Origin of the sequence: Sphingomonas sp. 7/4-4, assembly GCF_027941955.1 — a bacterium.
GTDB lineage: Bacteria > Pseudomonadota > Alphaproteobacteria > Sphingomonadales > Sphingomonadaceae > Sphingomonas.
In genome coordinates this window covers 650,772-674,114 of the sequence record NZ_CP115960.1, presented here as the reverse complement: position 1 = coordinate 674,114, position 23,343 = coordinate 650,772, and the positions used below count along the sequence as shown (strand labels likewise).

25 protein-coding genes, 2 tRNA genes and 3 pseudogenes are annotated in these 23,343 nt (G+C 65.9%); 9 read left to right on the top strand and 21 right to left on the bottom strand.

Going from position 1 to position 23,343, the window contains the following annotated elements; genetic code table 11:
* Nucleotide 1: 1 nt before the first annotated feature.
* From PIB19_RS03530 to PIB19_RS03485, 10 genes and pseudogenes are all read right to left on the bottom strand, one after another.
* The gene (locus tag PIB19_RS03530) at nt 2-538 is read right to left on the bottom strand and encodes a NuoB/complex I 20 kDa subunit family protein (RefSeq protein ID WP_271239693.1); all 537 of its coding nucleotides are present in this window, start codon (nt 536-538) and stop codon (nt 2-4) included.
* The gene (locus tag PIB19_RS03525) at nt 529-903 is read right to left on the bottom strand and encodes an NADH-quinone oxidoreductase subunit A (RefSeq protein WP_271239692.1); all 375 of its coding nucleotides are present in this window, start codon (nt 901-903) and stop codon (nt 529-531) included. Before PIB19_RS03525 ends, PIB19_RS03530 begins: the two co-directional genes overlap by 10 nt.
* 203 nt (nt 904-1,106) lie before the next feature.
* Complete coding sequence (locus tag PIB19_RS03520; protein WP_271239691.1) at nt 1,107-1,928, bottom strand: inositol monophosphatase family protein; 822 nt, start codon at nt 1,926-1,928, stop codon at nt 1,107-1,109.
* A gap of 127 nt (nt 1,929-2,055) precedes the next feature.
* A complete protein-coding gene (efp, locus tag PIB19_RS03515; RefSeq protein WP_056612920.1) occupies nt 2,056-2,619 on the bottom strand; it encodes an elongation factor P in 564 nt (187 codons plus the stop codon).
* Nucleotides 2,620-2,672: 53 nt separating this feature from the next.
* Nucleotides 2,673-3,149: a GFA family protein gene (locus PIB19_RS03510; protein WP_443018690.1), complete on the bottom strand. Its 477-nt coding sequence runs from the start codon at nt 3,147-3,149 to the stop codon at nt 2,673-2,675.
* 27 nt (nt 3,150-3,176) lie between these two features.
* On the bottom strand, nt 3,177-3,752 hold the full coding sequence (locus PIB19_RS03505; RefSeq protein ID WP_271239689.1) for a M23 family metallopeptidase: 576 nt from the start codon (nt 3,750-3,752) through the stop codon (nt 3,177-3,179).
* 40 nt (nt 3,753-3,792) lie between these two features.
* Nucleotides 3,793-4,788, bottom strand: coding sequence for a L,D-transpeptidase family protein (locus PIB19_RS03500; RefSeq protein WP_336297252.1), 996 nt, complete (start codon nt 4,786-4,788; stop codon nt 3,793-3,795).
* Nucleotides 4,789-4,890: 102 nt separating this feature from the next.
* Nucleotides 4,891-5,580, bottom strand: coding sequence for a thiamine phosphate synthase (gene thiE, locus PIB19_RS03495; RefSeq protein ID WP_271239688.1), 690 nt, complete (start codon nt 5,578-5,580; stop codon nt 4,891-4,893).
* A gap of 39 nt (nt 5,581-5,619) precedes the next feature.
* Complete coding sequence (locus PIB19_RS03490) at nt 5,620-6,039, bottom strand: O-methyltransferase (RefSeq protein ID WP_271239687.1); 420 nt, start codon at nt 6,037-6,039, stop codon at nt 5,620-5,622.
* A gap of 65 nt (nt 6,040-6,104) precedes the next feature.
* Nucleotides 6,105-6,293: pseudogene (locus PIB19_RS03485) on the bottom strand (methyltransferase); the annotation flags it as partial.
* Nucleotides 6,294-6,409: 116 nt separating this feature from the next.
* On the opposite strand from PIB19_RS03485, the gene PIB19_RS03480 reads away from it, so the two are divergent.
* A complete protein-coding gene (locus tag PIB19_RS03480) occupies nt 6,410-6,628 on the top strand; it encodes a hypothetical protein (RefSeq protein ID WP_271239686.1) in 219 nt (72 codons plus the stop codon).
* Between the two features lie 3 nt (nt 6,629-6,631).
* On the opposite strand, the gene PIB19_RS03475 is transcribed toward PIB19_RS03480, so the two are convergent.
* Complete coding sequence (locus PIB19_RS03475; RefSeq protein WP_271239685.1) at nt 6,632-7,015, bottom strand: putative quinol monooxygenase; 384 nt, start codon at nt 7,013-7,015, stop codon at nt 6,632-6,634.
* Nucleotides 7,012-7,926, bottom strand: a complete 915-nt coding sequence (locus PIB19_RS03470; RefSeq protein WP_271239684.1) for a class I fructose-bisphosphate aldolase — start codon at nt 7,924-7,926, stop codon at nt 7,012-7,014. The genes PIB19_RS03475 and PIB19_RS03470 overlap by 4 nt, the downstream gene beginning before the upstream one ends.
* A 234-nt stretch (nt 7,927-8,160) precedes the next feature.
* On the opposite strand from PIB19_RS03470, the gene PIB19_RS03465 reads away from it, so the two are divergent.
* Nucleotides 8,161-8,679, top strand: a complete 519-nt coding sequence (locus PIB19_RS03465; protein WP_443018689.1) for a TlpA family protein disulfide reductase — start codon at nt 8,161-8,163, stop codon at nt 8,677-8,679.
* Here PIB19_RS03465 and PIB19_RS03460 read toward each other — a convergent pair whose 3' ends face one another.
* The 3 genes and pseudogenes from PIB19_RS03460 to tkt all read right to left on the bottom strand — a co-directional run bounded on the left by PIB19_RS03460 (nt 8,680) and on the right by tkt (nt 13,011).
* On the bottom strand, nt 8,680-9,870 hold the full coding sequence (locus PIB19_RS03460) for a phosphoglycerate kinase (protein ID WP_271239682.1): 1,191 nt from the start codon (nt 9,868-9,870) through the stop codon (nt 8,680-8,682).
* A 125-nt stretch (nt 9,871-9,995) separates the two neighbouring features.
* On the bottom strand, nt 9,996-11,003 hold the full coding sequence (gap, locus tag PIB19_RS03455; RefSeq protein ID WP_271239681.1) for a type I glyceraldehyde-3-phosphate dehydrogenase: 1,008 nt from the start codon (nt 11,001-11,003) through the stop codon (nt 9,996-9,998).
* Between the two features lie 51 nt (nt 11,004-11,054).
* Nucleotides 11,055-13,011 (bottom strand): annotated as a pseudogene (tkt, locus tag PIB19_RS03450) (transketolase).
* A 166-nt stretch (nt 13,012-13,177) separates the two neighbouring features.
* Between tkt and PIB19_RS03445 the strand changes: the two are divergent.
* The 5 genes from PIB19_RS03445 to PIB19_RS03425 all read left to right on the top strand — a co-directional run bounded on the left by PIB19_RS03445 (nt 13,178) and on the right by PIB19_RS03425 (nt 15,117).
* Nucleotides 13,178-13,366: a hypothetical protein gene (locus PIB19_RS03445; protein WP_056612899.1), complete on the top strand. Its 189-nt coding sequence runs from the start codon at nt 13,178-13,180 to the stop codon at nt 13,364-13,366.
* Nucleotides 13,366-13,668, top strand: a complete 303-nt coding sequence (locus PIB19_RS03440; RefSeq protein ID WP_056612897.1) for a cell division protein ZapA — start codon at nt 13,366-13,368, stop codon at nt 13,666-13,668. The genes PIB19_RS03445 and PIB19_RS03440 overlap by 1 nt, the downstream gene beginning before the upstream one ends.
* A 224-nt stretch (nt 13,669-13,892) precedes the next feature.
* Nucleotides 13,893-14,447, top strand: a complete 555-nt coding sequence (locus PIB19_RS03435) for a 5-formyltetrahydrofolate cyclo-ligase (RefSeq protein WP_271239680.1) — start codon at nt 13,893-13,895, stop codon at nt 14,445-14,447.
* Between the two features lie 26 nt (nt 14,448-14,473).
* Nucleotides 14,474-14,662: a DUF2842 domain-containing protein gene (locus PIB19_RS03430; RefSeq protein ID WP_271240903.1), complete on the top strand. Its 189-nt coding sequence runs from the start codon at nt 14,474-14,476 to the stop codon at nt 14,660-14,662.
* A 32-nt stretch (nt 14,663-14,694) separates the two neighbouring features.
* On the top strand, nt 14,695-15,117 hold the full coding sequence (locus tag PIB19_RS03425) for a DoxX family protein (RefSeq protein ID WP_271239679.1): 423 nt from the start codon (nt 14,695-14,697) through the stop codon (nt 15,115-15,117).
* Here the strand turns inward: PIB19_RS03425 and PIB19_RS03420 are convergent.
* The 4 genes from PIB19_RS03420 to PIB19_RS03405 form a co-directional block, all read right to left on the bottom strand.
* Nucleotides 15,114-15,917, bottom strand: a complete 804-nt coding sequence (locus tag PIB19_RS03420; RefSeq protein WP_271239678.1) for a hypothetical protein — start codon at nt 15,915-15,917, stop codon at nt 15,114-15,116. The two genes, PIB19_RS03425 and PIB19_RS03420, sit on opposite strands and share 4 nt — an antisense overlap.
* A 210-nt stretch (nt 15,918-16,127) precedes the next feature.
* Nucleotides 16,128-16,204, bottom strand: a tRNA-Asp gene (locus PIB19_RS03415).
* An 84-nt stretch (nt 16,205-16,288) separates the two neighbouring features.
* Nucleotides 16,289-16,365, bottom strand: a tRNA-Asp gene (locus PIB19_RS03410).
* A 21-nt stretch (nt 16,366-16,386) separates the two neighbouring features.
* On the bottom strand, nt 16,387-17,514 hold the full coding sequence (locus PIB19_RS03405; RefSeq protein ID WP_271240902.1) for an AI-2E family transporter: 1,128 nt from the start codon (nt 17,512-17,514) through the stop codon (nt 16,387-16,389).
* Between the two features lie 211 nt (nt 17,515-17,725).
* Here PIB19_RS03405 and PIB19_RS03400 point away from each other — a divergent pair, with 211 nt between their 5' ends.
* Entirely contained in the window at nt 17,726-19,219 is a 1,494-nt protein-coding gene (locus PIB19_RS03400; RefSeq protein ID WP_271239677.1) for an FGGY family carbohydrate kinase, read from the top strand.
* Nucleotides 19,220-19,413: 194 nt separating this feature from the next.
* Here PIB19_RS03400 and PIB19_RS03395 read toward each other — a convergent pair whose 3' ends face one another.
* The gene (locus tag PIB19_RS03395; protein ID WP_271239676.1) at nt 19,414-20,037 is read right to left on the bottom strand and encodes an SDR family NAD(P)-dependent oxidoreductase; all 624 of its coding nucleotides are present in this window, start codon (nt 20,035-20,037) and stop codon (nt 19,414-19,416) included.
* Between the two features lie 117 nt (nt 20,038-20,154).
* A complete protein-coding gene (locus PIB19_RS03390) occupies nt 20,155-21,918 on the bottom strand; it encodes a class I adenylate-forming enzyme family protein (RefSeq protein ID WP_271239675.1) in 1,764 nt (587 codons plus the stop codon).
* A gap of 131 nt (nt 21,919-22,049) precedes the next feature.
* On the opposite strand from PIB19_RS03390, the pseudogene PIB19_RS03385 reads away from it, so the two are divergent.
* Nucleotides 22,050-23,284: pseudogene (locus PIB19_RS03385) on the top strand (serine hydrolase domain-containing protein).
* Nucleotides 23,285-23,343: the final 59 nt, after the last annotated feature.

Sequence of the window (23,343 nt, the reverse complement as noted above, 5' to 3'; positions counted from 1 at the left end):
CTCATCTCTCGAGCGTCCCGATCCGGCGGATCTTACGCTGGAGCTGCATCACGCCGTAGAGCAGTGCCTCGGCGGTCGGCGGGCAGCCGGGGACGTAGATGTCCACCGGCACGATCCGGTCGCAGCCGCGCACGACGCTGTAGCTATAGTGATAATAGCCGCCGCCGTTCGCGCATGACCCCATCGAGATCACGTATTTCGGCTCGGACATCTGGTCGTAGACGCGACGCAGCGCCGGGGCCATCTTGTTGCAGAGCGTGCCCGCGACGATCATCACGTCCGACTGGCGCGGCGACGCGCGCGGCGCGGCGCCGAACCGCTCCATGTCGTAGCGCGGCATGTTGACGTGGATCATCTCGACCGCGCAGCACGCCAGCCCGAAGGTCATCCACCACAGCGAACCCGTGCGGGCCCACTGGAACAGCTCCTCGGTAGAGGTGACGAGGAAGCCCTTGTCACCCAGTTCGGCATTGATGTCGTCGAGGAACGCCACATTGGGGAGCGTCCCCGCAGGCGGAGGGCTGAGTTCTACTCCCACTCCAACGCACCTTTCTTCCACGCATAAACCAGTCCGAGCGCGAGCTCGGCAATGAAGATCATCATCGATATCCACGCGGTCCAGCCGAGGTCGAACACGCTGACCGCCCAAGGATAGAGGAACGCGGCTTCGAGATCGAAGATGATGAACAGGATCGCCACCAGATAGAAGCGCACATCGAACTGGCTGCGCGAATCCTCGAAGGCGGGGAAGCCGCACTCATATTCGGTGAGCTTCTCCGGCGTCGGCTGATGGGTGCCGGTGAGCCGGCCTACCAACATCGGCAGGAACACGAAGGCGCTCGAAAGCACCAGTGCCACGCCGAGGAACAGCAGGATCGGCAGATATTCGATTAGATCGACCAAAGTGCCTTCTCGCGGATGCGGAATCTTGGGGGCTTCTAGGACTGTGAACCGAGTGCGGCAAGGGTCGGAAGGCGTGAGAATCACTCGCAATAAGTGAGGCTCCGGCCACACCGAATCGTCATCCCTGCGAAAGCCGGAATCTCCTGCAATCGAGCGACGGTTCGTGGCCTGAGATCCCGGCTTTCGCCGGGATGACGACTAGGTCATTTGTTCCGCAGTGAACTCGCCACAAGCTTGTGCAGCTTCGAATGGAGCACGTCGTTCGCCGCGAGGAACTGATTGCGCTCGCGCGGCAGGTCCTGCCCACGGAAGTCGGTTACATAGCCGCCGGCTTCCTTCACGATCAGCATGCCGGCCGCGACGTCCCAGGGCTGAAGGTGCGATTCCCAATAGCCGTCGAACCGCCCTGCCGCGACCCAGGCTAGATCGAGCGCCGCGGCGCCCATCCGACGAATGCCCGCGACTTCGGGCGCCACCGCACCGAAAATGCGGCTCCATTCGACGAAATCGCCATGGCCGAGGAACGGAATGCCGGTCGCGATCAGTGCGTCGGCCAGATCACGGCGCGCCGAAACGCGCAGACGCTGATCCTGCAGCCACGCGCCCCTGCCCTTTTCGGCCCAGAAGCTCTCGTCGGTGATCGGCTGATAGATATAGCCGTGGGTGATCTCGGGCTTGCCCTGCGCGCCCAGCGGATCCTCGACGGCGATCGACATGCAGAAATGTGGGATGCCGTGGAGGAAGTTGCTGGTGCCGTCGAGCGGATCGATGATCCAGCGTGGCTTGTTCGGATCACCGGCGATCTCGCCGCGCTCCTCGACGAGGAAACCCCAGTCGGGCCGCGCCTTCTGAAGCTCTTCGATCAGCGTGTCCTCGGCGCGCTTGTCGGCGAGGCTGACGAAGTCGGCCGGCCCCTTGCGGCTCACCTGGAGGTGCTGGACTTCATTGAAGTCGCGCCGCAACCGCGGACCCGCCTTGCGGACGGCGCGCTCGATGACGGTGATGATGCCGGAATGGGAAACCAAAATACTGCTCCAAAACCCCTCTCCCTTTGGGAGAGGGAGGGGCCCATCGCGTCAGCGATGGGAGGGTGAGGGTGAAGGACAGCGGCAGGCCGCCCTCACCCAACCCTCTCCCAAGGGGAGAGGGCTTTTAATCCGCCCTGCGGACGTAGGTCTGCTCGTAAACGTCGACGACGATCCGGGTTCCCGCGGCGATGTGCGGCGGGACCATCACGCGGACACCGTTCTCGAGCACCGCCGGCTTGTACGAAGACGACGCCGTCTGGCCCTTCACCACTGCATCGGCCTCGACGATCGTCGCCTCGATCGTGTCGGGCAGCTGCACCGAGATCGGGCGCTCGTCATAGAGCTCCATCACTACGTCCATGCCGTCCTGCAGGAACGCCGCGGCGTCGCCGAGGATGCCCGCGTCGAGCGTGATCTGGTCATAGGTGACCTTGTCCATGAACGTCAGCTGGTCGCCGTCGCGGAACAGGAACTGGAAGTCCGTCGTGTCGAGGCGCACGCGCTCGACGGTCTCCGCCGAGCGGAAACGGACGTTGTTCTTGCGGCCGTCGATGAGGTTCTTCATCTCGACCTGCATGTACGCACCGCCCTTGCCGGGCTGGGTGTGCTGAATCTTCACGGCGCGCCAGATGCCGCCTTCATATTCGATGATATTGCCGGGACGGATGTCCACGCCGCTGATCTTCATGGATCGAGACCTGTAAGCTGAGAAAGAGCGAAGGCCGGGCCTTTAGCGATGCATCAGCGTTCCGGCAAGCACGCGGCCATCGCAGCATCGATCCGGCCCTGCGCCTCCTCGTCCCATAGCGGCGGGTCTTCGGGTGTCGGCAGCCCGGGGAAATTCGGCACGCCCTCGGGCACCTGGACCAGAGGGTGGCGCGTCACCGTGAAGAAATGCGCATCGGGCATCACGCGTTCGTCGAGCGTGCCGCCGCGGACGAAGCGGATAGCGTCGCCGAAATCCGGATGCGTTCCCCATAGGCCCACACCGCAGCGCGGGCAGCGCGCCGAACGCGTCACCATGGTGCCGGATTGGGTGACGACGATCTCGGGCTCACCCTCGCCGAGCATCTCGACCTGGTCCGCCTCGATCATCACATTGATCGCCAACGCCGAACCCGTCTCGCGCTGGCAGACGCGGCAGTGACACCCGTTCACGAAAATCGGCGCCGATGTCAGCCGAAAGCGGACATATCGGCAGTTGCACCCGCCCTGCATTGGAATTTCCCTACCTCTCGCCTGAGGTTAAGGGGCGCCGCTGCGACCCGCAAGCAGCGGATAGGGATTGACCGGCTGCCCCTGCCACCAGCTGTCACCCGGCTGCATGTGCGACATGGCGAAGTGGAGGTGGAAATTGCCCGTCCCGGCATTGCCCGTGTCGCCGACGAACCCGAGCAGATCGCCGGCCCGCACCGGCACCCCCTCCGCCACGCCCGGCGCATAGCGCGTAAGATGCGCGTAATAATAGCTCCATTGCCGGTCGGGTGAGCGGACATAGAGCGTGATCCCGCCCCCGCCCTCGCTGTAGAACAACTTCTCGACATTGCCCGGCGCGGCGGCGATTACCGGGGTGCCGCCCGGGGCCATGATATCGGTCGCCCGATGCGCCCGCGCTCCGCCGGCGCGCGACTGCCCCCAGGTATCGACGATCTGCGCCCGCGTGACGCCCTGCACGGGGATCGTGAGCAGCGGGTGCGACCAGCTCCCGGCCGGCGCCGGTGCCACTGCGGCCGTCTGCGGCGCGGGCTGGGCGGCAGGCGTGGGTGGAGTCCCGGGCACGATGCGGATCATCGACGCCAGCGCGGCCAGGCCCAGAAGCAAGACGATCCCCACCCCCATGGTCAACCGCTTTAGCATGGCGCTAGTTCTGGAACACCGCTTCAGTGCCGGGCTTGACCATCAGCGCCAGCCGCGCCGCATCCCAATTGGTCAGCCGGATGCAGCCATGGCTCTGGGTACGCGCGATATTCTGCGGTTCGGGCGTGCCGTGGATGCCGTAATGCTCCTTGGACAGGTCGAGCCACACTACGCCCACCGGCCCGTTCGGCCCTGGCGGCAGCATCGCCTTCTCGTCGTCCTTCTTCGCATCCCAGAACAGGTCGGGATTATAGTGGAACTTCGGGTTGGTATCGACGACGTTGATCTTCCACGTTCCGACCGGCAGCGGATCGTGCTGACTCCCCATCGTCGCGCTGAACTGGGCCACCAGCCGGTCCTCGGCGTCGAACACCTTGAGCACCTTCTCCGATTTGTCGACGACGATGTGATCGCCCGCGGGCTGGCGCGCCTCGACATTGAGGTCGGTCAGCGTCTGGCGCCATTCGGGCTTGATATCGTCGGGATAGTCGCGCGACGCGGGCAGCACATTGGGGAAGACGAAGGTTGCGCCCGGCCGGATCGTCCCGCCGCCTGGATTGAGCTCGACCAGCACTTCGGGCGTAGTGTGGAACATCTCGGCAAGCTTCTCGAGCGGGCGGGCATAGCCGAGCGACGGAAGCGCGGCCTGCTTCTCGGACTCCTTGGGGATCGGATTGACGAACGGGCCCTGGAGCATCGCCGGATCGAGCGTCACCCGTGTCACTGGGCGCCGTGCCCGATATTGGTGGAGCGCACCCAATGTCGCGCGATCGAGCTTGCCGCTCGTCTCGAATCCGCGCGTCGACTGGAAGGCCTTGAGCGCCGCGGTGAGCGATTGGCCCTCGCGCCCGTCGACGATCCCCGGCGAGAAGCCGAGGAATCGAGGATCACCTGCGCGTGCAGGATCGTGTAATCGATCGGCGGCTTGCCCTTGGGCGCATCCGCGTCGGGGCTGCCGCCACCGGACTGAACGCCACAATTGCTGCAAACGCCGCGGCACCAAAAATCTTATGCAAAACAAGAGCTCCCGACCGACATAGGTTAGTGCGAGAACGAATGCCTGCCGGGTTGTTTCCGGATAGAGGAGCTCGCAGGGGGCGACCTAACCCGCGAGCACCGCCTCGAACGCCTTCACTGCCGCCGCCTCGTCGCCACCCCAAATCGCCGCGGACACCGCGAGGAAGTCCGCGCCTGCTTTGACGAGCGGCCGCGCATTGGCCGGTGTGATTCCGCCGATCGCGACGCTGGGAATCTCGAACACCGTCGCCCACCAACTCAGGATCGACGGATCGGGATGATGGCGTACTTCCTTGGTCGTGGTCGGGTAGAAGCTGCCGAATGCGACATAATCGGCCCCCGCCTCGCCCGCTTCCATCGCGAGATGGCGGCTGTCATGGCACGTCACGCCGATCTGCGCGGTGGGCCCGAGCACCGAGCGCGCCTCACGCGGATCGCCGTCGCCTTGCCCCAGATGCACGCCGTCGGCACCCAGCCTCTTGGCGAGGCTGATGCTGTCGTTGATCAGGAACGCCACGTCGCGATCGCCGCAGATCCGCTGGAGCGGCTCGGCAAGCGCCGCCGCCGCATGCTGGTCCACGCCCTTCACCCGAAACTGAAACGCCGCCACCGGGCCGGCATCCAACGCGCGCGCCAGCCGGTCGGCAAATCCGCCCGAAACATCGAGCGGCGAGATCAGGTAGAGCTGGCAGGCGGGCCGCCGATCATCGCGGTGGAACTGCGCGGCGAATTCGGGGCCGAGCGGCGGCAGGGTATCGTCGTCTTGGTCGATCATGCGCCCGCCCTAGCGCGTCTCGCCGCAAAGCGAAACGCATCAGGCGCCTACGATGCCGATGAGGAACCCATCCCAGCCCTTGGCGCCCAGCGTCTGGATCGCGGTTGCGTCGATCCGGTGTTCGGCGGCAATCGCGTCGTAGAGCGCGCGGGTGCCCTGCACGCTGGGGTCGACACTGGCCGCGTCGAGCACCGCGCCGTCGCGGACGACATTGTCGAACACGAGCACCGTACCCGGCCGGGACAGCGCCAGCCCGGCGCGCAGATAGGCGCGGTTGCTCGGCTTGTCCGCATCGACGAAGATCAGGTCGAAGGGCGCTTCCCCCGCGGCGATCATCGCATCGAGCGTCGCAACGGCGGGGCCGATGCGGATGTCCACGCGATCCGCCAGCCCTGCCGCGGCAATATTGGCGGCGGCGACTTCGGCATGGTGCGGCTCGAGCTCGAGCGTGACCAGCATGCCCCTTCCGGCAGCCCGCGCGCCAGCCAGATCGTCGAATAGCCGCCCAGCGTGCCCACTTCGAGGATCCGCCGCGCGCCCGCCATCCGGGCGAGCAACTGCAGTTGCTTGCCCTGCGCAGGCGAGACATCGATCGCCGGAAGTCCCGCCTCCGCATTGGCCCGCAGTGCGGCTTCCAGCGCCGGATCACGGGCGAGAAGCTTGTCCTCGATAAAGGCATCGACTTCTCTGCTGCGTGCCGTCCGATCGTCCATGACAATATCCATTCGCTTCATTCCGGCCACTCAACGGCCCGCCGGGCCTCCGATGACGCTATAACAATACTCTATGCCCAGCGGCGAGGCCGCCGGCGATGAACGGAGCTGATCGAATGACGTCTGACAAACCCCGCTTCCTGTTGCTCAAGTCGATCAACGGCGATCCGATCCTGGTCAACCTGTCGCTGGTACGCACCGTCGCGACGATCAACCTCGCCGGCGACGATGTCGGCGTGATCTCGTACGACAAGGACCATGAAGTGGTGGTCGGGTCGACCGTGCCCAACGTCATGGCGGCAATGGCGGCGGACCCGGTCCCGCTCTCTGACTGACCTTCAGGCGGGGGGCGTCACCGGCCGGGTCTCGGCGCTCAGCTCGAACCCGGCGATCAGCGGCCGCCCTTTGGCGATCGCCTCGCGCACCGCGGGAAGCTGCAGCGATGCCTTGTGGCTCGATGCGTCGTCCCAGATCTCGGTGATCCAGATCGCATCCGCATCCTTCACGTCCTCGGCGATCAGATAGGCGCGGCATCCGGGCATCGTGCCGGTGCCCGAGGTGAGGATCGCGATCAGCTCGGCGCGCTTGCCCGGCTGCGCCTTGATCTTGCCGATCATGCCGAACGGTATTGGATCTTCCATCGTGCTCCCCTTCGCCATGGCGCGGCCGCCCAGCATCGCGAGCGCAAGGCCAGCAAGCACCGGACGGCGCGCGACGCTCATTCGGCGCCCTTGTAGATGCCGATCAGCTTGTCGAGCATCGCCAGCGCGTCCGCACGAGGGCGCTGGAACGTGTTCCGGCCGATGATCGACCCATTCCCGCCCCCGTCGCGAATGTCGCGTGCGTCCTGATAGACTGCGTCCTCGCCCTTGGCCGCGCCGCCCGAGAAGACGACGATCCGGCGGCCGTTGAAGCAGCTCTTCACGACATGACGGACGCGATCGGCCTGTGCCGACCAGTCGGTGCCCTCATAGGATTTCACTGCGTCCTTCTGCTCGATATGCGCGCTCGGCAGCTTGACCTTGATGATATGCGCACCGAGCAAGGCCGCCATATGCGCGGCATAGGCGCCGACATCGAGCGCGAGTTCGCCTTCCTTGGAGAGCTTGCCGCCGCGCGGATAGGACCAGATCACCGTCGCGATCCCCACCGCTTTGGCCTCGGCGGAGAGTTCCTTGATCTCCTCGATCATGTCGAACACGTCGTCGGCGCCCGGATAGATGGTGAAGCCGATCGCCGAGCAGCCGAGCCGCAGCGCGTCATCGACGCCGCCGGTCACGGCCTGGTTGATGCCGGTCGCCCAGCTGTTCGAGCTGTTGACCTTGAGGATCGTTGGGATCTGCCCGGCGAAGGTATCGGCGCCGGCCTCGATCATGCCCAGCGGCGCGGCATAGGCCGAAAGCCCGGCGTCGATCGCCAGCTGGAAGTGATAATGGGGATCATAGGCATCGGGATTGACCGCGAAGCTGCGCGCTGGACCGTGCTCGAAGCCTTGATCGACGGGCAGGATGATCAGCTTGCCCGTTCCACCCAGTCTGCCCTGCATCAGGATGCGGGCGAGGTTCGCCTTCACGCCCGGATTATCGGACTCGTAATTGGCGAGAATGGCTTTGACGGCAGGCGTGATGCTCATGATTCCCCTGATTCGGTGGCTATGCCGCGGTCCCTATCGCACTGCACAAGAGGCGGGAACTGCTGACAACGCTGACCAGCGTGCTCCGGGTGCGCAACGAGGCGAAACGGCGCCGTTGGGCGCCGGACCGCACGGGATCGACATTGGTCCACGCTCCCGTTGGCGAGCGTGGACCAATGTCCGCGTTGACCGCGAGCCGGCACCGCAGCAATAAGGCAACGGGGGAATATGCAGATGGATCGACTTTCAGCGCGGAGCTTGCGTCTCGTCTGTCTCTCATTGCTGCCACTGGCCCTGAGCGGCGCCACGGCGGGCAAGAAGCCGGTTGTTGGCCAGACCGCGCCGGATGCGGAACTCACCCTCGTCGACCGCACCAAGCTCAATCTCGGCGAGATGCGCGGGGATGTCGTGGTCCTCAACTTCTGGGCGACCTGGTGCGTCCCATGCAGGACCGAACTCCCGATCCTCGACACCTATTACCAGATCCAGAAGCGTCACGGCCTGCGAGTCTATGCAGTGACGACCGAGGGATCGGTGCCGCTATACAGGCTCAAGCCCCTGTTCGGGCGGCTCCAGATCGCCCCCGCCCGGAAGATCAAAGGGCCGTACGGCCCGATCGACGGCGGAGTCCCGACCAACTACATCATCGATCGATCCGGCAAGGTTCGCTACGCGAAGGCGGGTGCTCTGACGCTCGAGATACTCAACGAGCAGCTCGTACCGCTGCTGCGCGAGCCCGCGCCCACGCAATAATCAGCGCGCGAGCGCAGCGACACCCGGCAGTTCCTTGCCTTCCATCCATTCGAGGAACGCGCCGCCCGCGGTCGAGACGAAGGTGAAATCGTCCGCCACGCCGGCCTGGTTGAGCGCCGCGACGGTATCCCCGCCCCCTGCGACCGAAACCAGCGAGCCTTCCTTGGTCAACGCCGCGGCGGTCTTGGCCAGCGCCACGGTGGCGGCGTCGAACGGCGGCGTCTCGAAAGCGCCCATCGGGCCATTCCAGACGAGCGTGCGGCAATTCTTGAGGACGTCGCCCAGCGCCTCGGTGGCGGCAGGACCGACATCGAGGATCATCTCGTCCGCCGCGACTTCGTGGACATTGACCGTGCGTGTCGGCGGATTGGGCTTGAACTCCTTCGCCACCACCACGTCATAGGGCAGATGGACGGTGCAGTTCGCCTTGTCGGCTGCCTCGAGGATCTCCTCGGCGGTGCCGGTCAGGTCGTGTTCGCACAGGCTATTGCCGACATTCACGCCGCGCGCGGCGAGGAAGGTGTTGGCCATGCCGCCGCCGATGATCAGATGATCGACCTTCTCGACCAAATGTCGCAGGACGTCGAGCTTGGACGAGACCTTGGCGCCGCCGACGACTGCCGCGACCGGGTGCTCGGGATTGCCGAGTGCCTTGTCGAGCGCGTCGAGCTCGGCCTCCATCTGCCGGCCCGCGAATGCCGGCAATTTGTGCGCCAGCCCTTCGGTCGAGGCGTGGGCGCGGTGCGCCGCCGAGAAGGCGTCGTTGACATAGAGGTCGCCCAGCGCGGCGAGCCGCTCGATAGTGTCGGGCGCGTTCTTCTCCTCGCCCGGATCGAAACGCGTGTTTTCGAGAATGCCGACTTCACCGTCCTGCATCTTGTCGATGACCTCGGCGGCATGTTGATCGTCGATGAAGCGCACTTCACGCCCCAGCACCTGCTGGAACGGCAAGGTGACCAAAGCGAGGCTCATGCTCGGATCACGCTGCCCCTTGGGACGCCCGAAATGCGCGAGGACGATCACCTTGGCGCCCTTGTCCGCCAGCTCGGCGACGGTCGACACTGCAGCGCGCAGCCTGGTGTCGTCGGTCACCACGCCGTCCGCCATCGGCACGTTGAGGTCCTCGCGAACCAGCACCCTCTTGCCGGTGACATCGCCCATGTCGTCGAGCGTCTTGAAGTTGCGCGCCATTGACTCGTCCTATCCGTATGCGCTCCCCTCCCGTTTACGGGAGGGGTCGGGGAGGGCCTGGCCGCAAACCGCGTCGCCTGAGGCGCTCCCTCCCTGGCCCCTCCCGCGAGCGGGAGGGGAACGTGTTACGACAGCTTCGCCATCGCCGAGGCGGTGTCGACCATGCGGTTCGAGAAGCCCCATTCGTTATCGTACCAGCTGACCACGCGGACCAATTTGCCGTCGATCACTGCGGTCTCGAGGCTGTCGACGGTCGACGAGGCCGGCGTGTGGACGATGTCGATCGAGACCAGCGGCTCGTCCGAATAGACCAGCACGCCCTTGAGCGGGCCGCTTTCCGACGCCGCCTTGAGGATCGAGTTGATCTCCTCGCGCGTCGTATCGCGCTTCGGGGTGAAGGTCAGGTCGACCAGTGAGCCATCGGGGACCGGAACGCGGATCGCCGAGCCGTCGAGCTTGCCCTTCAGTTCGGGGAGCACTTCGCCCACCGCCCGCGCGGCGCCGGTGGTGGTCGGGATGATGTTCATCGCCGCTGCGCGCGCACGGCGCAGGTCCGGATGGATCTGGTCGAGGATCTTCTGGTCGTTGGTATAGGCGTGGACCGTGGTCATCAGGCCGCGCTCGATGCCGACGCTGTCGTTGAGCACCTTGGCGACCGGCGCGAGGCAGTTGGTGGTGCACGAAGCGTTCGAAACGATCGTGTGACCGGCCTCGAGCTTGTCATGGTTGACACCGAAGACGACAGTCAGGTCGACACCCTTGCCCGGCGCCGAGATCAGCACCTTCTTGGCGCCCGCATCGATGTGCTTCTGCGCCGAAGCGCGATCGGTGAAGAAGCCGGTGCACTCCAGTACCAGCTCGACGCCACTGTCCTTGTGCGGCAGGTTGGCCGGGTCCTTCTCCGCGGTCACCTTGATGCGCTTGCCGTCGATGACGAGATCGTTGCCATCGGCGCTCACCGTGCCCGGATATTTGCCGTGAACGCTGTCACGCGAGAAGAGCCAGGCGTTGGACTTGGCATCGGCGAGGTCGTTGATCGTGACCAGCTCGAGCCCGCTGTCGGGGCGCTCGAGGATCGCGCGCGCGACCAGCCGTCCGATGCGCCCGAAACCGTTGATCGCAACCTTCGTCATATCGCTTCACTCCTGCTTCGTATTTGAGCCGTTCGGCTCGTATATGGGTGCTCAGGCGAGCGCCGCCACGATCTGCGGCACGATTGCCGCGGCGGTGAGGCCGAAATGCTCGTAGAGCGCGGGCGCAGGACCCGATGCGCCGAACCCGTCGATGCCGAAACGCATGCCGGCGATCCCGGTATAGCGTTCCCAGCCCATCGTCGTGCCCGCTTCGATCGAGACGCGCAGCACGTGATGCGGCAGGATATCGTCGCGATACTCCGCGCTCTGGGCATCGAAGCGCTCCCAGCTCGGCATCGACACCACATCGGTGCCGATTCCCCGCGCTTCCAGTTCCGTCCGGATGGCGACCGCGATCTCGACTTCCGATCCCGTTGCGATCAGCACCACCTGCCGCTCGGCCTCGGCAGCGAGCAGGCGATACGCACCCTTCGCTGAGCGGTTTTCGCCGCCGTCGGTGCGCAGCTGCGGCAAATTCTGTCGCGAGAGCGCGAGCAGGGATGGGCCGTCGGTCTTCTCCAGTGCCAATGCCCAGCATTCCGCGGTCTCGATCGTGTCGCACGGGCGATAGACATCGAGATTGGGCATGACGCGCAGGCTCATGATGTGCTCGATCGGCTGGTGCGTCGGGCCGTCCTCGCCGAGGCCGATCGAGATCGTGCGTCATCACATAGACGACGCGCGTCCGCTGGAGCGCCGAGAGCCGGATCGCCGGCCGGGCATAGTCGGAGAACACCAGGAAGGTGCCGCCATAAGGGATCACGCCGCCGTGCAGCGCCATCCCGTTCATCGCCGCCGACATGCCGAACTCGCGGATGCCATAATAGACGTAGCGGCCCGAATAATCGGCCGCGGTGAGCGGCTTGAGGCCCTTGGTCAGCGTGTTGTTCGAGCCGGTGAGGTCGGCCGAGCCGCCGATCGTCTCGGGCAATGCGAGGTTGATCGCCTCGAGCGCCATCTCGGACGCTTTCCGGGTCGCGACTTTCTGCGGATTGGCGAGCAGGCCATCGACATAGGGCTTCAGCCAGTCGGAGGAGGCATTACCGCGCCTCTCGAAAGCTGCACGATTACCGTTGCTTGCTAGCCGCTTCTTCCACTGTGCATGAGGTTCGGCCCCACGCTTCCCTGCCGCGAGCCACGCCGCGCGGATCTCCTCGGGAACCTCGAAAGCAGGATAATGCCAGCCAAGCGTCTCGCGCGCCGCGGCGACTTCGTCGGCGCCCAGCGCCGCACCGTGCACCTTGGACGAACCCTGCTTGTTGGGCGCGCCCTTGCCGATGATCGTGCGGCAACGGACGAGCGAGGGCCGATTGTCGGCGAGCGCCGCGTCGAATGCCGCGGCGATGCTCGCTTCGTCGTGCCCGTCGCATTCGACGACATGCCAGCCGGTCGCGGTGTAGCGCGCCGGGATGTCCTCGCTCGACGAGAGCGATACTGCGCCGTCGATCGTGATCTTGTTGTCGTCCCACAATACGATCAGCCGCCCGAGCTTGAGATGCCCGGCGAGCCCGATCGCCTCATGGTTGATGCCTTCCATCAGGCACCCGTCGCCGGCGATCACCCAGGTGCGATGATCGACCAGCGCGTCGCCGAAGCTGGCGTTGAGGTGCCGCTCGGCAATCGCCATGCCCACCGCCATCGCCAGACCCTGCCCAAGCGGTCCCGTGGTCGCCTCGACTCCGGCCAGCTCGAAATTCTCGGGATGTCCCGCGCAAGGGCTGCCGACCTGGCGGAAGTTTCGGATGTCCTCCAGCGTCGGCCGGGCATAGCCGGTCAGATGGAGCAGCGAGTAGATCAGCATCGATCCGTGCCCCGCCGAGAGCACGAACCGGTCGCGGTCGGGCCAGTGCGGATCGGCGGGATCGAACTTCAGATAGTTCTGGAACAGGACGGTGGCGACGTCGGCCATGCCCATCGGCATGCCGGGATGCCCCGAATTGGCGGCCTCCACGGCGTCCATCGATAGCGCGCGGATGGCATTGGCGCAGTCGGTGAAGGATGCGGACACGTGGACTCCCCTGCTGGTCGCGGACGCCTTTGGGACGCACACGCCCGCGCGTCAACCGCTCCACGGGTCCGGTTCGGCAAAGCCGCTGGCCGCTCTCGAAGAATCGATGGGCCGTTCGGCGCATGCGCTCTTGCCGCGCCCGCTCGCTCTGCCTAATCGATATAACATGGCCGAAAGCCCTGCAGACCGGATCGAACAGGCGCTCGCGCGGATCGAGGCAGCAGCAGCCGCGCGCGCTTATGCAACCGCACGCCTCGCCAGCCGTCACGCCAAATTGCGCGCGCGGATCGAAGAGGCGGTGAGTTCGCTCGATGCGCTGATCGCCCGCGAAACGTCGAACGTGGAAGCCGAGTAATGGCGGATATCGACCTCACCATCGCCGGACGTACCTATTCCGTCGCCGCGCGCGAAGGCGACGAACCACATCTGCGCCACCTCGAATCGATCCTGCAGGAGCATGCCGTCACCGCGCATCGCGCCTCGGGCGGCCTCAATGCCGAGCGGACCCTGGTGTATCTCGCGCTGATTCTTGCCGACATGGTCGACGAAGTGCAGCGCAATCCGCCCGAAGGCGTCTCGCCGGTGCTGCTCGAGCGGATCGCCGATCGGCTCGAAGCCGTGGCCCTCGCACTGGAAGAAGACGCCGCCGAAGCTTGAAATCGCGCGTCGGCGCGGTTGCTTCTCAGCGTCCGCCGCCCTAGATGCAGTCACGGCGGGCACTGCCCGGTACGAGCCTCGGCATATCCCTGAGGCTATTCATCATCCATGGGAGCTGTCCCTGTGCAGATCCTGGTCTGTCGCACATGGTTCCCACCTGACGTAACGAGCGTCAGAGGATATTCTGGCAAACGGCCATGGCGGTCCCGCCACCGCATTCCCGCATGATTCTGGACAAACCCGCGCTCCGCGCGAAACTCCGTGCCGATCGCGATCAGTTCGCCGCCGAATCGTCGACGGCGATCCTCGCGCCTGAAGCCTTTGTCGAAAAGCTCAGGGCCGGAGCCACCATCGCCAGCTATTGCGCCGTGGGAAGCGAGGCTGACCCTTCCCAATTGGCCGCTGCCGCAGCCGCCGCGGGATGCCGGCTCGCTTTACCCTTCGTCGTCGATCGCGCCACGCCGATCCGCTTCCTCGCATGGCAGCTCGGTGAGCCCCTGATCGAGGGCCCGTTCAACCTGCGCCAGCCCGATCCCGCGAGCCCCGAAGTCGCGCCCGACCTCATCCTCACCCCATTGCTGGGTTTCGATCGCCGCCTCAATCGCCTCGGCCAGGGCGCCGGCCATTATGACCGCGCCTTCGCCCGCTACGAAGGCGCGTGGCGCGTCGGCGTGGCATGGTCGGTGCAGGAAGTCCCTGCTATCCCCGCCGACATCTGGGACGTGCCCCTGCACGCGATCATCACCGAGGAAGGCATGTTGTGGCACGCGGAGAAGTGAAGGCGAGTTGGCGCAAGCCCGCGGGCATGCTCGCGATCCTGCTGCTGATCCTCGTCTGGGTGGTGCTGGTCGCCAGCTTCTCGGCGGAGATCGGCGCGTTGCCGATCCTCGTCCAGCTGGTGATCTACGTGGTGCTCGGCATCGTCTGGATCGCGCCGCTCAAGCCCCTGCTGCTCTGGATGGAGACCGGGCGCTGGAGAATAATACGCGACTGAGCAGTCGCATATCGGGGAACAAGGGAGAGAATATGGCTTTCGGGCGCAGGCGTAGCGCGGGTTTCGCAGGGTATTCGGATGCGGCATTGCTGTTGGCGCGCCTCGTCGTCGGCGGCTTTCTGATCTGGGGCGTCTGGGACAATATCCAGAGCGCCGCGCGCATGGCCGAGTTCGCGCGCTTCCTCGCCGGCCACGGCTTTCCCCAGCCTAAATGGATGGCGCTGATCTCGGTCTGGGCGCAGTTCGCCTGCGGCGTCACCTTCGTGCTCGGGTTCGCCACGCGCTGGGCGGGGCTGCTCTGCGCAGTCAACTTCGCCGTCGCGGTCGCGATGGTCGATGCCAGGCTCGGCATCCGCGCCGCCTTTCCCGCGACCAGCCTGATCCTGTTCGGGCTGCTCTTCGCAACGCTCGGCGCCGGCCGCTATGCGATCGACGCGATGTTCTCCCGCCGCTAGTCCTTCTTGGGTCTATCGTCCTTCGGGGCCTCGCCCTTCGGCTTCTCGGCGTCCTTCTTCTTGCCGAAGGTCCGGATCGCGATCCACACCCCGCCCAGCGCCACGACGACCGCCGCCAGCGCGATGAACAGCTTCTCGAGCCCACTCAGCACGGTGGTGCCGGCGTCGAGGCTCTTCTTGATCTCCTGCGCCTTGCGCGCGCGGCGCTCGCTGTCGGTGACGTTCACTGCGATGTCGAAGGCCTTGGTCTCCAGGTCATAGCGCGAGCGCGAGCCATCCGCCGCCTGGGCGTCGACCGAGATGGTCAGCATCAGCTTCTGCGCGCCTTCCTCCTTCGCCTTGATCCGCCACTGCCAGACCTCGCTTCGGTCCGCAGCCAGCGTCTTGGCCTGCGGCCCCGAAGGCGTGATGTCGAACCCGCCGCCGCTCAAGGTCGCGGTCATGTAATGGCCGACCTGGGTGGTGATCTCGACATGCTTGGCGCGCTCGGTGCCGACCGTGGCGTGCACGTCTTCGGCATTGGCCTTCTTGCCCACGCTCAGCACCAGATCGCGGCTCTCGCCCAGCTTCATCTCCTTGGGCGCCTCGAACACCCCGAGACCGGCCTGCAGATTGGCGCGCTCGCGCGTGTAGCGCCGGCATTCCGACGCGCTGGCGTCCTGGTCGACCGCTTCGCAAAAGACGGTCTCGTCGCCGGCGCTGGCGTTCACCGTCACGACGTTCGATTCCGGCCCCGTGGCGTTGGCTTCGACGTTCTCGGCTGCGTTGTCGCCGGTATAGGTGTCTTCGCCATAGTCCACCGCGCTGACATTCTCCGCGGAGTCTCTTTGGGCTCCGCAACCCGAAAGCAGCAGGGCAGCCGCCAGCAAGGCAGGCGCCGAAAAAACTTGGGCGAAGACACGGGATCGCATCGCTTCCTCCTCGGATGGACGGACGGCGACCTGCTTTGTTATGCAGATGGGAAGCTATAGGAGTGCCCCCGCTTGTCAATGACAGCGACGGGAACGGCATGGCGCGAGTGACGGGGCTCGAACCCGCGACCTCCGGCGTGACAGGCCGGCGCTCTAACCAACTGAGCTACACCCGCTTGAACCAGGCGGGGCGACGCATGCCGCATCTTGGAAGGCGCTACGAGTTTGACCACATCGGAATTCCCGCAAGGGATCCCGCGTGGCGCGAGTGACGGGGCTCGAACCCGCGACCTCCGGCGTGACAGGCCGGCGCTCTAACCAACTGAGCTACACCCGCTCTCGAAGCGAGGAGGCGCCACTAACCCCGGCTTCCGGGGGTGTCAACCGGATTGGTCGCGACTTTGCCGGCGGTGCGCATGGGTTTCCCCGGATGGCGGATCAGCGTGCCGTGTTCGAACAGGAATCCCGCGATATCGGGCTTGCCCGCGGCGTTGAGCACGGTCTGGATGATGATCAGCAGCGGCACTGCGAGCAGCGCGCCAGGCGTGCCCCACACCCATCCCCAGAAGCTCAGCGAGACGAGGATGAGGATCGGGCTGATCGTCAGCCGGTGGCCCACGATCAGCGGCGTCACCACATTCGCCTCGATCAGGTGCGCGCCGATCATCAGCACGGCGGGCAGCAGTGCCCACCAGATGTCGGGGAAGCTCATCAATCCGCCTATCGCGAGCAGCAACGCCGCCATCACCGGGCCGATATAGGGAATATAGTTGAGCAAGGCGACGATGCCGCCCCACATCAAAGGCGTCGGCATGCCGATCGCCCAGAGCGCGCCCGCGACGATCAATCCCAGCGTGACGTTGATCAGGGTGATCGTGCCGAGATAGGCCGAGGTGTCGTCGACCACGTCCTGGATCACGCGCGCGGTCGCCATCGCGCCGCCGAAGCTCGCCCGCCGGGTGATCGCGTTGCGCCTGAGCCGGGTCCAGCCCGAGAGGAAGAAATAGATCACGAGGATCGCGAAGAACATCTCGATCAGCGCCGACGGTGCCGACGTGGTGAACAGATCGAGCAGCGATCGCGGCGGTGCCACTGCGATCGTCTCCGGCTGTCGCGCCGGCGCGGCGGCGAAATTGGTCAGCGTGCGATCCACGAACCGCTCGAGGTTCGAATAGAAGCGGATCAGCGGCTCGAGATTGTGCTGGATCTGCGGAATGCTCTCGGGCAACCGCTGCATCCATTGCCAGGCCGGGACCACGATCGAGGCGAGCGCGATGTTCGCGGCGATCAGGAAGAGCAATACGCAGGTCAGGGCAGCCAGCGGCGCCGGCATCCGGTGCCGCTCGAGCCATTCGAGCATCGGCACCATCGCGATCGCGATCACCAGCGCGGCAGTGAGCGGCAGGAAGAAGGGCGACCCCTCCTTGAGCGCGAAGGGAATGAGGAACAGCAGCCCGATGCCGATCATCAGCGCCAGCGCGGCCATCAGCCGGTCGCGCTTGAGCCCGTCGCCAAGACTTTCCTGGCCTTCGGGCGCCGGCAAAGGCTCGCGTGGCGCCACGGGTCGAATGCCCTCGCCCTCGCTACTGCCGTCTATCGCCCCGGGTTGATCGTCCACCCTGCTCTCTCCTTCTCCTCACTTCTAGGAGCCGCAAGGGGCGGTAGCAACGCCCTGCCAGTCGGGTTAGGCTGGCTGTATGGGCGAACTCCTGCTGGTCCTCGACGAGGGCACGACCTCCACCCGCGCGATGCTGTTCGAACCGTCGGGCAAATGCGTCGGCACCCAATCCGCCGAGCTCACCCAGCATTATCCCGGCCCCGGCCTGGTCGAGCACGACGCCGCCGAGATCTGGACCCGCAGCCGGGCCTGTGCACAGGCAATGGTCGACAAGGCAGGGGGCGCGCAGGCAATCGCCGCGATCGGCATCACCAACCAGCGCGAGACGATCGTCTTCTGGGACAAGTCGACCGGCGAGCCGCTCGCCCCCGCGATCGTCTGGCAGGACCGGCGCAGCGCCGCGATGTGCCGCGCGTGGCGCGAGGCGGGCGAGGAACCCGGCGTCCAGGCCCGCACCGGCCTGCTGCTCGATCCCTATTTCTCAGGCACGAAGATCGCCTGGGCGATGGAAAACTGGCCTCAACTCAAGGAAGCCGGCGACCGCCTCGCCATCGGCACGATCGAGAGCTGGCTGGTGTGGAAGCTCACCGCCAATGAGAGTCAGGGCGGCCTCCACATCACCGACGCCACGAACGCCTCGCGCACCTTGCTGATGGGACTCGGATCGGGCGGCTGGAGCGACGGCCTGCTCGACATGTTCTCTGCGCCCCGCGACGCCCTCCCCGAGATCGTCGACTGCGCCGGTCGCTTCGGCACGACCAAACTCTTCGGCGGCGAGATCCCGATCTGCGGCCTCGCCGGCGATCAGCAATCCGCGACGATCGGCCAGGCGTGCTTCGCCAAGGGCGATACCAAGGCGACCTACGGCACCGGCGCCTTCGTCCTCACCAATGCCGGCACCGCCCCACCCGCTTCCAAGAACCGCCTGCTAGCCACAGTGCTCTGGCAGCTCGGCGGCCGCCGCACTTATGCCATCGAAGGCTCGGTGTTCGTCGCCGGCAGCCTGATCCAGTGGCTGCGCGATTCGGTCGGCCTGATCCAGACCGCGCCCGAGACCGAGGCGCTGGCCCGTTCGGTTCCCGACAATGGAGGCGTCTATCTCGTCCCCGCGCTGAGCGGCCTCGGCGCCCCGTGGTGGGAACCGGAGGCGCGCGCGTCGCTCTCGGGGCTCAGCTTCTCCAGCACCCGCGCGCACATCGTCCGTGCCGCGCTCGAATCCATGGCACACCAGAGCCACGACCTGAAAACCGCCTTCGCTGCCGATGGCGCCGACTGGGCGCGGCTGCGCGTCGACGGCGGGATGGTGACCAACGACTGGCTGGCGCAGGACCTCGCCGACATGCTCGATGTGCCCGTCGACCGCCCCAATTTCGCCGAGACCACCGCGCTGGGGGCCGCGATGCTGGCGGGGATAGGCTGTGGGCTGTTCAGCGGGCTGGAGGCGGCGGCGGCGATGCGCGGCTCGGGCACAACCTTCGAACCGAAGCTCGGTATGAACGAACGGCAGGTACGGCTCGATGGCTGGGCACACGCAGTACGGAACGTGGCCGAAGGACTCGCCGGGCCCGCCTAGGCCCGACACCGGCGTGTCAGGCCATTCGACCGCCGATTGGATGCGTCTCGGCGTCGGAATAGGCCGTGGCGCTGCCGACCGCGCGCCAGGCCTCGACATCAGCGTCCACCGCCGCGCGCTTCCTTCCCATCCGGCGAGCGCATCGGCTCCGAGCATCAGCCGGAGCGGCGGATTTCCGCTTTCGACGACAGCGATCATCGCGTCCGCCGCCTTCGCAGGATCGCCCGGCTGCATGCCGTCGTTGCCGTAGAGATAGGTCTCCACCGGATCGATGACTCCGCGATAGGCATCGAGCCGTTCGGTGGGCCGCATGTTGCTTCCCCGGCAAATTCCGTGCGGAACGCCCCCGGCTCCACGATCGTCACGCGAATGCCGAGCGGCGCGACTTCGTCGCGCAACGCCTCGCTCCAGCCTTCGAGCGCGAATTTGGAGGCGCAGTAGACGGAAAATCCTCCCATCGAGATGAGGCCGCCGATGCTCGTGAGGTTGAGGATATGGCCGCTGCCCTGCCGCCGCATCTGCGGCAGCGCGGCGCGGATCAGCTCGACCGGGCCGAAGAAATTGACTTCCATCTGGTCGCGAAGCTGATCGGGCGAGAATTCCTCGGCGGCGCCGAGCGAACCGCGGCCGGCGATGTTGGCGAGAACGTCGAGATGCTCGAAGCGATCGATCGCCGCCGCGAGCGCCGCCATCCGCGCGCCTGGGTCAGTCACGTCGAGAGCGACCGGCAATGCCCGGCCGGCATGCATCTCGGCGAGCGCGCGCAACGGCTCGCTACGCCGCGCCGCGAGCACGGCATTGTCGCCGCGCGCCAGCACGGCTTCCGCTAACGCTCGGCCAAATCCGCTCGACGCTCCGGTAATGAACCACGTCCTGGCCATACGCATCCCTCGTGGATCGAGCCGGGAACTGCAGGTCGACTCGAGTGCGGCAGGCTAAACCGCCTCTTCGTCCAGGAACAACCCCCGCAGATCGGTCTTGAGGATCTTGCCCTGGGCGTTCCTCGGCAGCACATCGGTTGCGAAGCGTATCTGTACTGGCACCTTGAAGCCCGCCAGCCGCGCGCGCACCCAGTCCTGCAGCTCGGCCTCGGTGGCGGACTTGCCCGGCGCGAGGTGCACCATCGCCGCGGGTACCTCGCCGAGCGTCCTGTGCGGCACGCCAACCAGCGCGCAGTCGGTCACCGCGGGATGCGCGTAGAGGACATCCTCGACTTCGCTCGAATAGATGTTCTCGCCACCACGGATGATCATGTCCTTGGCGCGGTCGACGACGTAGAGGAATCCGTCCTCATCGAGCCGCGCGAGGTCGCCGGTGCGCACCCAGCCGTCCACGAAGGTCTCCGCGGTCGCCTCGGGCTTGTTCCAATAGCCCTTCACGATCATCGGCCCGCGCGCCCACAATTCGCCCACTTCGCCCAGCGGCAATTCGCGGTCGCCCTCGACCGACATGATCTTGAGGTCCGCGGCAGCCACGGGCGGCCCCGCGCTGGTCGGCCGGCTCAGATAGTCTTCGCCCGAGTGCGTCGTCACCGTGGCGGTGGTCTCGGTCATCCCCCAGCCGTTGCCGGGCAGCGCACCGAATTCCTCGTAGATCCGCTTGACCAGCTCGGGCGCGGAGGGCGCGCCGCCATAAGCAATCGTCTCGAGGCTCGACAGGTCGTAATCGGCCCGCGCCGGATGCTCGAGCAGCTGCCATGCGATCGTCGGCACGCCGCCGGTCGCGTTGACCTTCTCGCGCTGGATGATCTCCATCGCCAGCTCGGGCTCCCATTTGCGCATGAACACCAGAGTCGATCCCGACGCGACCGCGCCCATCATCGCCGCCGAACACGCCGTCACATGGAACAGCGGGATGACGAGCAGCATGACCTTGGGTTCGGGCATCGCCGGCGGCGTCTCGCCCCGGCGCAGCATCGTCCGCGCCGCGACATAGGCGCTCGACATGATGTTGGTGACGAAGTTGCGGTGCGTGCCCAGCGCGCCTTTGGGGCTGCCGGTCGTGCCGCTGGTGTAGAAGATCGTCGCATCGTCGTCGGGCGTGATCTCGGCATCGGGGAAACCGATATCCTCGAGCGCGCCCCAGCCATTCGTCTCGCTGATCAGCGATTCGAGTGCCACCGCCGGTGTGTCCAGCGCGCCCTTGGCCCGGCTCACCACCACGCGCTGGAGATCGGGCAGATCCGCATAGCAGCTCTTGAGCCGCTCATGCCGTTCGCCGTCGACAATCAGCACCTTCGCACCCGAATCCTTCAGTGCATATTCGAGCTCGCCGCCGGTCCACCAGGCGTTGAGCGGCACCATGATCGCGCCGATGCTCACCGCGGCGAAGAAGATCGCCGGCCATTCGGGCAAGTTGCGCATCGCCAGCGCGACGCGGTCGCCCTTCCGTACACCCATTTCGACCAGCTTGTGCGCGATCTGCACAGTGGCGCGATAATTCGCCTCGAAGGTCACCCGCTCCTTCTCATAGATCGTGAACTCGCGCGCGCCATACGCCCGCACCATCTGTGCCAGGATCCGCAGCGATGGCGGTGCGTTCTTCCACACCCGGGTCGGCACCCCGCGAATGTCGATCGTCTCCATCTCGAACTTCGCGCCGGGGGCAGTCAGCAGCGCCTTCGTCTGCTCTAGCGACATCTTGGGCCAGTCGGGGTCGAGCGGCACGATCGGTTCGGGAGCCAAGCCAAGTCTCTCCATATTTCTGAACATTGGGTTTGGGCATCACGGCCCAACCGAAAGCAACGTTAGTGTTGATTCGTGTCGCGCTCAAGGCAATAGGGGAAGCGCACCGCGGATAAGGTGCGCCTGACCGGATTCGAACGAGAGGTATGCCGCTTCCGATGCACATGACACGGCCCGGACGCTACGGATTCGATGCTTCCCGGCTCGCGCGGATCGATGCGTTCATGAAGGAGCGCTATCTCGACTCGGGCAAGCTGCCCCATGCCCAGTTGCTCCTCGCCCAGGGCGGCGAGATCGTGCATTTCTCGCATCAGGGCCCCGCACGCGAAGGCGGCGCCCCGGTCGACGAAGGCACATTGTTCCGCATCGCCTCGATGACCAAGCCGATCACCAGCCTCGCCTTCATGATGCTGGTCGAGGAGGCGAAGGTGTCGCTCGATACGCCCGTCCATCACGTCCTGCCCGAACTCAAGGGCGTCGGCGTCTATGCCGGCGGGGGCGGCGATTCTTCGTTCGTCACCACGCCCACCGCCGAACCGATGCGGATGATCGACCTGCTCCGCCACACTTCGGGCCTGACCTACAGCTTCCAGAACCGCACCAATGTCGACGCCGCTTATCGCGAGTCGAAGATCGAAAGCTGGCATGGCAATCTGACGCTCGACGAATTCGTCGCAGCGCTCGGCAAGCTCCCGCTCGAATTCTCGCCTGGCGCCGAATGGAACTATTCGGTGTCGACCGACGTGCTCGGTGCAGTGGTCGAGCGGGTCTCGGGCATGCGGCTAGACGCCTTCCTCACGACACGCATCCTCGCCCTGCTCGGCATGCACGACACCTTCTTCCAGGTGCCCGAGGACAAGATCGCCCGCCTCTCCGATTGCTGGGCGCTCGACGAAGCGAGCGGCAAGCGCGTGATGTACGATCGCGGCGAGGCCTCGGCCTGGTCGCGCTTCCCGCGGCTGATCTCCGGCGGCGGCGGCCTCGTCTCGACCGCGCTCGACTATCACCGCTTCTGCAGCTTCTGCCTGAACGGCGGCGAACTCGACGGCGTCCGCCTCGTCAGCCCCAAGACGATCGAGCTGATGACGATGAATCACCTCCCCGGCGGTTCGGACCTTGCGACGATGTCGAAAGCGCTGTTCAGCGAGACCACCAATGCCGGCGTCGGCTTCGGGCTCGGCTTCGCCGTCACCGCGGATGTCGCGCGCACCCTTATGCCCGGCTCGGCGGGCGAATATTATTGGGGCGGGATGTTCTCGACTGCGTTCTTCATCGATCCGGTCGAGCGCATCCACATGGTGTTCATGACCCAGCTCACCCCTCGATGCGCTACCCGATCCGCCGCGAACTCAAGACCATGATCTATTCGGCGCTGACATGATTCGGCGACCAACCCACCCATTTCCCGTCACCCCGGCGAAAGCCGGGCCCAGAGCCACG